Source organism: Deinococcus multiflagellatus (assembly GCF_020166415.1).
In the GTDB taxonomy this organism is placed as follows: Bacteria; Deinococcota; Deinococci; order Deinococcales; family Deinococcaceae; genus Deinococcus; species Deinococcus multiflagellatus.
Map to the genome: position 1 here is coordinate 114,213 of NZ_JAIQXV010000007.1, position 12,846 is coordinate 127,058.

General features: G+C 70.1%; 8 protein-coding genes. All 8 read right to left on the minus strand.

Going from position 1 to position 12,846, the window contains the following annotated elements; genetic code table 11:
* Nucleotides 1–59: 59 nt before the first annotated feature.
* The 8 genes from K7W41_RS10685 to K7W41_RS10720 are packed head-to-tail and all read right to left on the minus strand — an operon-like array spanning nucleotide 60 to nucleotide 12,822.
* Entirely contained in the window at nucleotides 60–869 is an 810-nt protein-coding gene (locus K7W41_RS10685) for a hypothetical protein (RefSeq protein ID WP_224607913.1), read from the minus strand.
* Nucleotides 869–2,257, minus strand: a complete 1,389-nt coding sequence (locus K7W41_RS10690; RefSeq protein ID WP_224607916.1) for a hypothetical protein — start codon at nucleotides 2,255–2,257, stop codon at nucleotides 869–871. The genes K7W41_RS10685 and K7W41_RS10690 overlap by 1 nt, the downstream gene beginning before the upstream one ends.
* Complete coding sequence (locus tag K7W41_RS10695) at nucleotides 2,254–2,724, minus strand: hypothetical protein (protein WP_224607919.1); 471 nt, start codon at nucleotides 2,722–2,724, stop codon at nucleotides 2,254–2,256. The genes K7W41_RS10690 and K7W41_RS10695 overlap by 4 nt, the downstream gene beginning before the upstream one ends.
* On the minus strand, nucleotides 2,721–4,331 hold the full coding sequence (locus K7W41_RS10700; protein WP_224607921.1) for a hypothetical protein: 1,611 nt from the start codon (nucleotides 4,329–4,331) through the stop codon (nucleotides 2,721–2,723). The genes K7W41_RS10695 and K7W41_RS10700 overlap by 4 nt, the downstream gene beginning before the upstream one ends.
* On the minus strand, nucleotides 4,321–6,537 hold the full coding sequence (locus K7W41_RS10705) for a hypothetical protein (RefSeq protein ID WP_224607923.1): 2,217 nt from the start codon (nucleotides 6,535–6,537) through the stop codon (nucleotides 4,321–4,323). The genes K7W41_RS10700 and K7W41_RS10705 overlap by 11 nt, the downstream gene beginning before the upstream one ends.
* A gap of 3 nt (nucleotides 6,538–6,540) precedes the next feature.
* A complete protein-coding gene (locus tag K7W41_RS10710) occupies nucleotides 6,541–6,876 on the minus strand; it encodes a hypothetical protein (RefSeq protein ID WP_224607925.1) in 336 nt (111 codons plus the stop codon).
* 7 nt (nucleotides 6,877–6,883) lie between these two features.
* On the minus strand, nucleotides 6,884–7,264 hold the full coding sequence (locus K7W41_RS10715; protein ID WP_224607928.1) for a hypothetical protein: 381 nt from the start codon (nucleotides 7,262–7,264) through the stop codon (nucleotides 6,884–6,886).
* Nucleotides 7,261–12,822 (minus strand): coiled-coil domain-containing protein, encoded by a 5,562-nt coding sequence (locus K7W41_RS10720; RefSeq protein ID WP_224608139.1) that lies wholly within the window; start codon nucleotides 12,820–12,822, stop codon nucleotides 7,261–7,263. The genes K7W41_RS10715 and K7W41_RS10720 overlap by 4 nt, the downstream gene beginning before the upstream one ends.
* Nucleotides 12,823–12,846: the final 24 nt, after the last annotated feature.

The following is a 12,846-nucleotide window of genomic DNA, read 5'->3' on the forward strand; positions in this document are numbered from 1 at the left end:
CCCGGCGGAATGCGAAGCCCCCCACGGCCGGGCACGTGGGGGGTGGGGTGAAGCGGGGCTCAACTGCGGCGGCGGGCGTAGAGGTTCATGACCAGCAGGGCACGCGACTGACCCGAGGCGTCGGGCGGCGTGGTGACCTGCACCCGCAAGCGGTGACTCACGATGGCCGGCACCAGATCCACCGCTGCGGTCCAGACCCGCGCCCCTACCTGGAACACCGTCTTGAACCCGGCCGTGAATCCGTCCAGCTCTGCCATGCCAATCAGGGCGTCGTGCGCGTAAGCGAAGCGCACATGCTGAACGTGATAGGCCCCACCTGAATCCGTGCAGGTCAGCACGCCCTCGGCATAGAACCAGCGGTTGGGGGTGGGCTGCATGTCCGGTGGCAGCTGCCCTGTGCCGGGCAGGAGCTCAAAGGTGTTGCCCTGGCCCAGCGCCTGCCCGGCCAGCACCACGCGCTCGATCTGTGAGGCCCCTCTGCCGCCCTCCACGGGCACGCCCTGGGCGATCCCACCGGCAAACAGGCTGTGGCCGCCCAACGCCAGGCTGCCCGCACCGTCCGTGGTGCCGCCCGCCAGCGCCACGCTGTTCGGCGCAAAGGCTTGGCTGGTGTCGCCGAAGGCCGCTGTGTAGTTGTTGTAGGCGCCGGCCACGCGGCCGTGGGCGAAGGCCCCGTCGCCCTGCGCCTCGGCGCCAATCCCGCCCGCCGTGGCCCCATTGCCGCTGGCCACGTTGGGCATGTCGGTGGGCGTGCCGGTGAGGCTGCCCACGCTGCCCCCACCTCCCCCACCGCCGCCCTGTTCCAGGGTGGTGATGCGCGTGAGCGCGGCTTCGTGCTGTGCTTTGGTCACCAGTGGTCCTGCAGCCATCAGTTGCTCCTTTCGACGACCGGATAGCCGTCTGCTTCGGGGGTGGCGGTGCCATCCGGCAGGGTCAGGTAGCCCTGCGCGTCGAGCGTGCCAGTCGCGTTCGTGATCGTGAGATAGCCAGCCGGGTCCGTCGTGGTGATGTAGGGCCCGGGGCTGCTCCCACCCTCCAGCGAGCCACCCTGGGCCGGCACCAGGGCGCGCAGCAGCGTCGCCGCCCCGCTGTCGTCGGTGCGGTGAATGCGGAGGATGCCCGGCGGCAGCACCATCGGGAAGGTGACGGGTTGAAAGTCCAGTGCGCCGTCCGGCTGGAACGCCACGTCGGCCGGGATGCCGGTCACACCCTCCAGGCGGATGCCCGCGAGGCCCCCCGGCTCATCAGTGACGGGAAACAGCACGCCTTCCTCCGGGGTGGCGTCGGCGAGGATGAACGTCACCGGCACGGCGCCGTGCAGAATGCCGTCCTCGCCGTCTGTGCCCGGTTCACCCTGATCGCCCTTGTCCCCTTTGTCGCCCTTGTCGCCTTTGTCCCCCTTGGCGCCGGGGGCGCCCAGCAGCTGCAGCACGTTGACGTAGGCCCCATTCCGGCGCTGGTAGATGTTGCCGGTGCCGCTGGTGTCGGCCCACACGTCGCCGTCTGACCCCACGCCGTTGTCCGGCACGCCGGCCACGAAGCGCCACTCGCCGCCCAGCCGCAGGCCGCCGCTGCTGGTCTGGCCGGTGCTCAGGTCGGCGGTGCCGTCCCCATTGCGGATCGCCAGATGGTCGAAGCGGGCGGCGATTTGCTTGCTTGCGATGGCCCCCTGGGTGTTGCGCAGCCACAGGCTCAGCGTGGCCTGCCCCATGTGGGTGCCCCACGCGGCCGGCAGCGCGGCGTCCAGGCCCTGGGCGTTGCGGCTCAGCTGCACGCGCCCCTGCGCCGTGTCCACGGTCAAGCGGGTGCGGTAGGGGGTGCCCACGACCGGGGCGGGCAGCACGCCGAGGGTGGTGACCGCCTCCTGCCCGGTACCGGGCGCCACCACGAAGCGCAGCGCCCGCCCGTCCCAATTGAGCACCGCGCCGTCGCCGTGCAGGGTAAAGCCGCACGGCACCAGGGGCGAGGGGCCGTCCGAAGGCTCCAGCAGCACCCGGTGGTCGTACTGCAGCTGCAGGTGCGGGCCCTGGAACCGAGTGGCGCTCAGGGCCACCACCTGCCCCTGCACGGGGCCGCTGTCGCTGCCGGTGTTGAGGTTGATCGGGCCCATGACCAGTTCGCCAGCGTCCAGGTAGATCAGGGGGTCGAGATTGCCCTCCTGGTTGGTCACATAGTCTGGGCCGAGGAACGTGCGGTTGAAGGTGTCGGTAAAGCTCCACTGCGCCGGATCGGGCGGCGGGTTGGTCGGTAGGGTCAAGGGAAACCTCCTGGGAGGGCGAGGCTGCTGCGGCCCAGCAGCGCGCGGCTCACCGGCACGTCGAGGCGCAATTCGGTGATGAATGGAACGGCGAGCGGGCCCACGGGCAGCAGGGCGGGGTGCCAGCCCCGGGCCAGCGGCTGCCCGGCGTGGTGCCCGAGCAGGGTCACCGGCCCGTGCACGGCGCAGACCGGCACGTCGCGGCGCACCCGCACGCGCAGCACGAGCACGCCCTCGCCGCCCCCGGGAAACGAGTCAGTAAAGGTCAGGCGTAGGCGACCGGAGGCATTGGTCCGGTCATCCAGCTCCTCGGGCCAGCGGGTGGGGGGGTACGAAATACGCTTGTCCAGCGCTTTCAGGGCACTGGCACTGGGGCGCCACACGCCGTCCCGGAACACCTCCACTTTGGCCGGCCGCAGCCACGGGGCCTGGCCCCGGCGCAGGGCTTCGCCCATCAGGGGGCTCACGAGCCGCCCCCCGGATCAGGCGGGCCACCCCCGGCAAACACATCGGCCAGGGTCAGGGGCAGAGGGGGCACAGGCGGGTCCACGGGCGGCTTCGTGGGCCGCCGCTTGGGCCGCTTTTTCCACCACCAGAACGCGGGTTCGGTGCTGCCCTCCGGGGGCTCGCCCGCCCGGGTATCGCGCCAGGGGTCATACCGGACCACGGCGCGCAGCCCGCCGTCCGCGTCCCCCACGGCCAGCCCCCGCACCTCGCCCCGGGCGAACTGGGGCGCCAGTCCGCCGCCGCAGTCGCAGATGGCCCAGTGGGGCGGCCAACTGTGGGTCAGGGTCCCGCTGGGGTGAAATTCGCGGAAGGTGTCAGGGGCTGTGCGCAGCACGTCCAGCTCGAAGTCCAGCAAGGGGAGGCGGGTCACGCCGGCCGGCGTGATCAGGGCCACCGAACGGCCGAACGCCGCGTGGTGCAGCACCCACACCTCGGGCACGCCCTGGGCGTTCACGGGCCCACACAGGGCGGCCCAGGAGCCGGTCTCGAAGGTATGCCCGTGCGCCTCCAGGCGGGCGCCGTCTTCGAGCAGGGCGTGGTTATCGGTATAGGGCCGGTTCGGGCTGCCCCACACCGTGACGCCCGGGGCAACGAAGCGCGGGCCCTGGCGGGCGGGATAGGGAATAGGCGGGGCACTGGGGGCGTCCACCAGCACGTCGCTGACCTGGATGGTGCGCCAGGGCGTGTCCGGGTGGTTGGGGTCCTGGGGGTTCGGGGGGGTTTCCAGCTGCTCCCATTCCTTGCGGGTGCGGTCAGGCAGGAACAGCTCCTGCAGCACGAAACCAGTCCCCCCCAGCGGGGCCAGGGGGTCCACGGCATAGACCTGCACGCGGCGGCGCCACAGAGCGTCTGGGCCGTCAGGGGCCTCCAGGTCCTCGCCCACCCGGAACCAGGCCTCGCGCAGCCGGTACTCGGTGATGGTGTGCGCCGGGATGTCGGGCGTGGGCTCGGGGTAGTCCACGCCAGGGACGCGCACCCGGGCTTTGTAGATCGTGAAAGGCGCGCTGAGGGTGATCGGCGTGACCTCCTCGCGGCCGTCAAAGTACACCCGGGTGAGGTCATGCCGGGCGGTGAGCAGGCCCCCGCTGGTGGTCTGCCGGTCCACCACGGTCACGCGCGGGTCGTTTTTGTCTGCCCAGGCGTAATCCGAGCGGATGCCCAACGGATTGAGATCCGGGGGGTGGTCCTCAACGACAGGGTCGGGCAGGTACTCGGCCCAGCGCTCGACGTGGTTGACCGCGCATGTCTGCAGGGGGCGCAGGCTGCCGTCGTCCAGGGTGAGGACCGGGCGGTCGGTCAGCGTGCCGGTGCCAGTAAAGGCCCCAAACGCATCCACCCCCGGCAGGTGACCGGGGGCGGGGCGCTGGGGCGAGTCAAAACTCGGCGGCGGCGGCGGCACGAAAGGGGATTCGTCGGGCGCACGGGGTGGGGCCGGGGCGCGGCCCTGCTGCAGGAACAGGGTGGCCCCTGCCCTGCCGGGGCCCGGCGCCTCTTCCTGACCCTTCCCGCAGCAGCAGCGGGCCCGGCACCCACAGCCCAGCAGCACGTCGAGCAGGTCATCGGGCATTGGTGGCCTCCCGGCGCCCTCGGATGAGCTGCCAGTCCAGTTCGTCGCCCGCCCCGGGCGGGAAGCCGGTGCGGAAGACGATCAGGGCGTCGTCCACCAGGGGCTGATTCGTGGCCGGGTCCCAGCCGGTCACCACCCTGGCGCGCGCGCCATTCGCGCGGCCAGCAAGCATGATGGCCCGGCCACTGTTCGGGTCCGCCCGCCAGGGTTCCACGCCTGCCGCGCTGGGGGCCAGCAGGGTGGTGTCCAGCCGGGCGCAGGTGACAGTACTGGTCGCCTCGCCTTCCTCCAGCGCGATGGTCAGCTCCTGAACGCGGCCATCCTCCAGCCAAGTGCCGGGTAGATACCCGAGTGGAAAGGGCACGCTGAAGCTCGTTACCAGTCGGTGCCACTCACTGCTCAGCAGCTTGCGCCCCACCCGCTCCAGCGCCGCTGGATCCAGGAATGGCACATTGACGTCACGTTCCTCGCCCAGCCCAGCATCGCCGCTATGCAACACGAGGCCGGTTGGGTCCAACACATCGCGCAGCACACCGCAGAACGGTTTGCAGTCGTAGCTGGGGGGCGCCTGATCGGTCACGCGCGGCGCGTCGGGGGTGCTGCGCGTGACGGCCACCGTGCGTACAGCCTCGCCGGTGTCTTTGTCGTACACCGGCACCAGGGTCTGCCCACTGGTGCCGGGGGTGTGCTGCCAGCGGCCCCCACCCAGGTACGCCCAGGTCTGCGTCACCGTGCGCATGACGGCCTCACGCCGCTCAATGGGGCCGCGCTCGTCGGCCTCCGCCTCGGCGTTCTCCTGCTGCACGCTCATCAACACCGGGCCTGTGGTGGTCTCAGCCGCCAAATGCCCCTGGGGGCTGTAGCGGTAGGTCGTGGTGGTGACGCCCGACTCGGCCTCCTCGCCCACTGTCAGGGGCCGGATGATGCCCGGCCCCAGGACCTGGAAGGTGCCGAGCGTGACGTGGTAGGGGTAGGCCCAGCTGCGCGTCTCCACCCGCTGGTACACCGGCCGCGCAGGGCAGTCGGGGTCATAGTGCGTCTCGGTGGACTTGTAGCCGGTGGCCACGTCGCGGAACAGCTTGCTCTTGGGCTTGCCGTCAATGGTTTCCTTCACGAACACGTCGCCCACAGTGAATTCCACCTGTCGGGTCAGCTGACCGTTCAACTTGTTGAAGCCCCGGTAGACCGTGGTAGTGCCGTTCGGTGCAGGCTCGTCGTACCACTCCTGAGTGGGCAGCACGGCGCGCATGACCTCGGGGTAGGCCGGGTCGTCCTCACCCACCCATTCCAGAAGCAGCGCCGGGGTGAGTTCGGTGACGTGGTCCGCGCCGCGCACGGTCAGGCGCGTCGGCGTCTGCCACCACTGCCGCTGGGGCAGCTCGGTCAGTCGCCAGTCGGCGTCAATGCGCGCGCCGCCCGTGACCTCTTCGGTGGGCTGCGGCCAGCGGCCGACGAGCTGCAGGCCCTGGCCACGCGGCTGCACATGCAGCACCATGCCCAGCGCGCCATACGTGGCGTCCCAGAGGGCCTGGGGCGTGATGTTCAGCGTCGAGAAATCCACGCGGCCTTCCACCCAGGACGAGGACACCAGGGGGTCGTCTTCGAGCACGAAAAAGAAATCCACGTGGTCGCGCAGGGTCTGTGTCACGAGCTGACTGATGTTGACCCGCTGGCGCACCCGCAGGCAGGGGTCCGGGGTGGGGGCCAGCTTCCAGGGAATCAGCTCCCCCAGCCGGATCCCGCGCAGCAGGTGGTCAAAGCTGTTGCGGAAGGTGAAGGTGGTGGTGGCCTCGGCGGTGTCGAGTTCCGGTTCCTGGGCCAGTCCGTCGAAGAGGCGCTGGGGCAGTTCACCCAACAGGACCCCACCGGCCTCAGCCTTCAGGTGCACGAGGACGCTGGGCATCTCCAGGGGCCACAGGCCGCCGACAGTGGCTGTCAGTTCCTCGTACTGGCCCCCGTGCCGGTACTCGGCGCGCAGGACCTCCCCCGGCAGGCCACTGACCTCCAGGGTGTATTCCAGCAGGGGAGAGCCCGCCTGGGGCGCCGGCGTGGGGCGGCTGGCCCGGAAGGTGGCATGGCCGGTGAGCGGCACGGGACGGTGCGCGAAGAACGTGGCCTGGCCCCAGACGCTTGGCGGCCGCTGGGCCGTGAAGGTGGCGCTGCCCCTGGGGCCCCGGTAGCGGCGCTGGAGAACGGAGAGCGGCATGGCTCAGTCCGCCGCCCAGCGCAGGGTGGCCGAATCCACCGGGGCGCTGGGGCTGGTGAAGGCGGCCGTGCCCGTGTGCGCTTGCCCGGGCACCAGATTGGGCAGCGGGGTGGCGGTGGCCCGGCTGGTGCCCGTGATGGCCACGCCGGCCAGGGTGACCAGCAACTCGCCGTCTTCGGCGCTGGCCTGTTCAATCCAGACCTTGATGCCGGTGAGGGGCTCGGTGCCCGTATTGCGCAGGGCGATGGCGCGCGGCGGGCTCTGCTGGCCCAGCGGCACCTCGCCAAAATCAAGGGACGGTGCCCCGCCGGCACCGTCCTGCAGGGTGAGTTGTTTCATGCGTCTCCTAGCCGAGATAAAGCGTGAAGTCGTAATTGACCCAGCCGCCGGCGCCCCGCTGGGGCTCGAAACGGGCGTCGCCGTCCAGGTTGCAGGCCGGGAACGTGCCGGACACCTCGTAGCCGGGGCCGAGGATCACTTCAAAGGCCTCGCCGCTGCGTTCCAGGGCCCGGAGGTGGGCGATTTGGGCCGCGCTCAGCACCCACTCGGGGCCCGGGCTGACCACCTGCACGCGCCGGGCGGTCACGTGTCCGATGGTGCGGATGATCCTGCCCGTGATGCTGACCTTTTCCCGGACTTCGCGGCCGCCGCCGCTGCGTTTCACAGCACCCGGGGGCACCGTGGGGTTGAAACTCACGCCGGCAATGCTGAATTCGTAGGGCTTCATGGCCAGCACGTTCCCTTCCCGCTCTTGCGGGCTTCGTCGAACAGCTCGGCCTTCACGGCACGCGCAACGCGCTTGATGTCGCTGCCGGGCGGTGGTTTCACGATGATTTCTCCCACCTCCACGTTGGTGATGTACGTGGGCGCCGCCATGGTGGTGGCGCCCTGGTGCTGCCGCAGCCAACGGGCAAATTGAAGTTGATCGGACAGGACGCTCACGGGATCCGGGCGGACACGGCGCAGGGCGTCCAGGCTGACCTGGTCAAGGGTGACGGTCGTGCTGCTGGGCGTGGCCACTGGAGCGGTGGCCGCCGGGGCGCGCAGCGCCTGGACGCTGCCCGCAAAGTCCCGCACAAACACGCCGAACGACATGACGGCCTCCGCCTCCCGGTCCACCACCCGGGCGCGTTCCTGCAGGTTCAAGATCTCCCGGTCGTACTGAATGCCCAACTGGTCCACCTGATCGGCCAGTTTCTGGGTGGTCTTCTCGCCCGTCCGGTTGATCTGTGAGCCGTTTTTCTCCATCAGGTCCGCTTGCTTCTTGTACCGCTCCTCCTGTTTCGCCAGCTCGTCGGCCGCCTCGGCGATCTGGTCTTTTTGCCCCGTCTGCAGCGCGGTGGCCAGCGCCACTTGGGCGGCGTCACGCCGCGCCTGAATCGCCTGCAGCCGCTCGTTTTCACGGTTGAAGTCGTATGTGCGCCCCGCATCGCCGTAGGCCACCTTGTCGAGTCGCCCGGCGGCGGCCTGCACGCCTTCCATCCCCGCGATCTGCTTGCGGTATTCCTCGGCCAGCCCGGTGAGGGCTTCCCGCTGGCCTTTGATGGCGGCCGTGAGCCCCTCGGTGGCGGTCTTCAAGGCTTCCGGGCGGCCACGGGCCACCGCCAGCTGGTAGTCCCGTTCGGCCCGGGCCAGGGCCGCGCGCGCACTGGCCACGCCCTCCAGCGCGGCCCCCATGCTGCGGGTGCTGGCCGCGCCCCCCTGCTGTTCCAGCCGCAGGCGCCGCTGGGCTTCTTCCAGGCCCGCGTACAGGTCGGCCCGGTCACGCTGCGCCTGCGCCAGGGCGCGTTCCTGCTGCGCCTGCTGCCCCAGCAGCTCAATCTGCTGTTTCTGCAGGGCCAGGGTGTCGCCTGTCCCCAGGCCACCCCGGGCCAGTTGCCCGCCCACCAGCGCCAGTTTCTGGCGGGTGAGATCCAGGTCCAGCTGCGCGGTGGCCAGCGCGTCGTCCCCCAGATCCCGGAGCTGCAGCAGCGCGCGCGCCTGGGCTTCACGCACGTCGAGCGCCCGGTTCTCCTCGTCGTTGCGGGCCTTGACCAGGTCGCGTTCGGCGGCCAGGGCGGCCGTGCGCTTCTGGGTCAATTCGGTTCTGGCGGTGTCCAGCTCGGCTTCCGTGCGGGCCAGCCCCAGGCGCTGCTCGGCCTGCCGCACCTCCTCCTCGGCGGTGATCACCGCCTGCTGGGCCTGGGCCACCCGGTCGTCACCCAAGCCCACCTGTTCCAGCAGCAGCGCGCGCTGGGCCTGCAAGAGCGCCACGCGGCGCTGCTCTGCCTGGGTGGGCATGGCAGCGATCTGGCCCTGCAGGGTCAGGATCTCCTGAGAGGTCTGGCGCCATTCCTGCAGCACCCCGTCCCGCTCTTGCCCGGCTGGCAGGGTGGTCAGCTGCCCGGCCAGCTCCGCGAGTCGCGCCTGCATGTTGCCCAGTCGGGCCAGCCGGGCGTCGAGCACCTGGGCGTCGGTGCGCGCGGTGGCCTCCGCGTAGGCGGTTTCATCCTGCCGGCGCTGGTAGGCCTCCCGACTCAGCTGGCGGGCGGTGTCGAGTTGGGCCTTCATGTCCAGCGCGATCTGGTGCTGGGCTTCGGCCACGTCGTCGGCCGCTTTCTTCTGTTCCTCCTGGGGCCGGTTCTGGGCCTGGGTGGTGGCGAGGATCTGCTGCAGGGCGGCGAGCCGTTCGCGGTGAGACCGGTACAGGTCAGCGTCCGCCTCCAGCTGCGCCTGGGTGCCCACTGCCAGCTCGCGGCGCCACTCGGCTTCCCTCACCCGGGTGTCGGCCCCCTGCAGGGCCTGCCGCGCCGGCAGCAGGGCGAGCCGCGCGGCCGCCTCGCGCTCCTCCTGTTCCCGCTGCTGCTGCCGCTTGCGTTCATCGGCCTGGAAAGCGGCGGCCAGCTGATTCAGGTCGGCGTAGTAGGCCGCCCACAGGGCCCGGCGCTCGCTGGCCGTGAGCTTCTCGTCGGCGAGCGCGCGGTCCAGGTTGGTGCGCAGCGTCTTGCGTTCATTGTCGTAGCGGGCCTTGGCCGCGTTTTCAGCCAGCCGGGCCCGTTCCTGCACCGCACCCGCCTCCAGTTTCGCCACCCGCAGGGCGTTGCCCTGGGCGGCAGCCAGCTGCCGGGAGAGGCGCAGCTCAAAGCCGGCCGCCTCGGCGTCCCGGGTGGCCTCCTGGGCCTGGAACTGTGCGCCCTGGGCCTTGAGCCAAGCGTCCGCGACACGCTGGGCCGTGGCCTTGGCACGCTCCACATCTTCCTGGGCCCAGCGCCGTTCCAGGGCCTGGGTTTGGGTGCGGGCGGCGGCCAGCACCGCCGCTTGCTTCTCGGGGTACCCCTTGAGGGCGTCGAGGCGGCGCTGCACGGCGGCCCGGTAATCCTCCACCTCCAGCTCGCGCTGCGCGCGGACGCGCTGCCCCTCATCCTTGATGGCGGCCAACTCGGCTTCACGGGCCGCGCGCCGGGCCTCGGTGACCTGCTGCTGGGCGTCGCGCTCCTCCTGCGCGCGCTGCCGGGCTTGCTCGATCAGCTTGGCGGCCACCTGGGTTTCCCCCGAGGCGCGCTGCGCGGCCTGGGCCTCGGGGTCGTCGGCCAGGGCCGCCACCTTCTGCGCGATGCTGGCCTTCAGCTCATCCAGTTCCGCCTGGCGCTGCGCTTCCTTCTTGGCACGCCCATCGGCCATGGCGGCAATCTGGGAGGTTTGCGCGGCCTGCTCGGCCTCCAGAATGCGCGCGGCAGTGGTGGCCGCCTGCTCCTGGGCTTTCTTGGCCTCCTCTTTGCTGAGGTCCTGGTCTTCACGCGCCCACAGCTTGCGCTTGGCCGCAATCGTGCGCCGGGCCTCGGATTCGATGGCGGCCTTCTGCTTCGGGAAGTCGGCGTAGCGGGCGGCTTCCTCCTTTGCCGCCTGCTGGATCTGGGCAATCTCGGCCCGGCGCTCGGCCGTGCGCTTGGCCGCCCCGTCGCGCATGGCCTCAATTTCCGCCGACTGCGTGTCCAGCGCCGCTTTGCGGGCGGCGGCGGCGGCCTCACGCGCGTATTTCGCGCGCACAGCGGCCTCTTCAGCCAGCCGCTGGGTGTCAATCTGGGCGAGCCCCTGGCGCAGCGCCGGCGTCTGCGCCGGATCCATCAACTTCCCGTTCACGGTGAACGGGGCCTTGAACTTGATCTTCAGATCGTCAAATTCCTTGCCCAGTCGGGCGAGGTCGGCGCCCATCTCGCTGAGCCCCTCGATCTTCAGGTCGAACTGGCGCCCTTCCAGGGTCTTGGTCAGTTCCTTGACGGCCTTGGTCTGGTCCTGGGTGAGCTTCAGGTTCAGCTGGCCGCGGCGCTGGGCCTCGGTGTACAGCCGGGTCACCTCATCCTTTGCGGCCACCAGGTCGCCCTGCAGTTTCTTCACCCGGGCCTCGTCCACCTTGCCGTAGATGCGCTCGCCGGTGAAGAAGTTGGTGCCCACGATGGGCGCTTCCTGCGCCTGCATCAGCGCCTGCTGGGTGATCAAGTACCGGGCCCGGGCCCGGTCCAGTTCGTTGCCACTCTTGGCAAGCTGGGTGATGCGCGCCTGCATGGCGTTAAACGACTTCATGCTCGCTTCGTCCGCCTGGGCGTAGATCTCGGTTGTCTTCTTGACCTGATCAGCCCAGTACAGCCCTAGGGCCAGCGCGGCCGTCGCGGCGATGGTGTACACGCTGATGGCCTTTGTGAAGACGCCCAGCGCCACCGAGGCGCGCGTGGTGGCCGCCGAGAAGACGTTGCTGGCCGTCGCCCCGAGAGACAGGCCCCCGGCGTACGTTACCGCCTGCACCTTGGCCCGGGTGAACAGCACCGACACCTCGGTCAGCAGCACCTTTTGAATCATGGTGACGCGGTTCAGGCCCGCTGTGCCGGCCGCCAGAGCTTCCACCCCCTGGGCGGCCGCGCGGGAGGCCATGCTGGCCGTCAGGCCCTGCCACAGGGTGACCAGGGACGCCACGGGCGTCGCCAGCAGGCCCAGCGCCACGGTGGATGCCAGCAGCAGGGCGGTGGCGTTCTGCACCACGGGCGGCATGGCATTGAACACGTCCAAGAACCGGGTGGCCACGCGGATGCCGTTCGTCACCACGGGGATAAAGGCCTGCCCCATGGTCTTCGACGCCTCGCTGAATTCGCGGGTGGCGGCGCTCATGTTGCCGGTCACGCCGCCCAGCAGCGCCTCCAGGTCCTCGACTTCATCGTTGGTCGCCGTGGTGATCAGGTTCAGGGCGGCAGCGGCACGGGCCTGTTTGTCCAGGGCGTCCACGTTGGTCTTGCGCATCGTGGCTTCCTTCTGCAGGAAGGTGCTCAAGTTTTCTGAGATTCCAACCTCGTTTAGACGCGCCGAGGTGCCGCTGGTGATGGCGTCCACGAAGGCCGACATGCCCTCCTGCGCGCTTTTCCCCGCCGCAATCGCGCTGGCCCCCGCACCGATCAGGGCCTTGTTCGCCTGCTGCAACGTGAATTCCTGGCGCAGCAGGCCCCGGATGCCCTCGCGCGCCGCGTCCTCGGTAACGCCCAGCTTGTCCTGCAGGGCGTCCACGGCTTTCTCGGCGACGGCGGTGCTCTGGCCGGTCTTCTGCACGGTCTTGTCAAACAGGCCGCTGGCAATGCGGGCGTTGTCCGTCGCCTTCGTCAGATTGAACAGGTTGAACGCCGTGACGTTCGCCTGCGCCCCGTACTGGGCCAGGGCTTCACCGGCCCCCAGCTTGACCTGCGACGCCAATCCTAAGCGCGAGATCTCGCCCCGGGCGGCCGCCGCCGTCGTCTGCGCGCGGGCGTTGGCCTGCTCGACGGCCTTCATCTCGTTGCTGTACTCGCCAAAGACGCGCTTGGCGGTCACGCCCACCTGATTGAGTTCATCGGTCAGGCGGTTCATCTCGCGGGTCAGTTCAGCCACTTCCTCGGGTGTGGCTTCGCCCAGGCCCTGCTGAAACCGCCGGCGCGTGATGTCTACGGCGTTGCTGAGCTGGTTGATCTGCGCGCGCACCGCCTGCGCCTCGGCCTGGAAGGCGCCTGCGCTGGCCTTTGCGCTTTTCAGGCCGGTGTCGAAGCCGCCAAACAGGCCGCTGATACGGTCTTGCATATCGGTGGGCACCATGGTGCTCAGGGCTGCCCGCACGGACGCCGTGGTGCGCTGAATGTCCTTTCCGGCAGACAGGTCGGCCGTGATGCGAATGGTGCCGATCTTCTTGGCCATCTCGTGGATGGCGCGGAGGTCGGTGAGCATGCTCTGCGCGCCCTTGCGAAAATCGCTGACGTTGAGAGATGCCCTGCTGTTCAAGTCGGGCTGGGGCATATTGGCACCTCCTGGTGCTGGGCG

Coding starts and splice junctions, on each gene's coding strand:
- K7W41_RS10685 (WP_224607913.1), bottom strand. CDS start 869: ATGGCTGCAGGACCACTGGTGACCAAAGCACAGCACGAAGCCGCGCTC.
- K7W41_RS10700 (WP_224607921.1), bottom strand. CDS start 4,331: ATGCCCGATGACCTGCTCGACGTGCTGCTGGGCTGTGGGTGCCGGGCC.
- K7W41_RS10705 (WP_224607923.1), bottom strand. CDS start 6,537: ATGCCGCTCTCCGTTCTCCAGCGCCGCTACCGGGGCCCCAGGGGCAGC.
- K7W41_RS10710 (WP_224607925.1), bottom strand. CDS start 6,876: ATGAAACAACTCACCCTGCAGGACGGTGCCGGCGGGGCACCGTCCCTT.
- K7W41_RS10715 (WP_224607928.1), bottom strand. CDS start 7,264: ATGAAGCCCTACGAATTCAGCATTGCCGGCGTGAGTTTCAACCCCACG.
- K7W41_RS10720 (WP_224608139.1), bottom strand. CDS start 12,822: ATGCCCCAGCCCGACTTGAACAGCAGGGCATCTCTCAACGTCAGCGAT.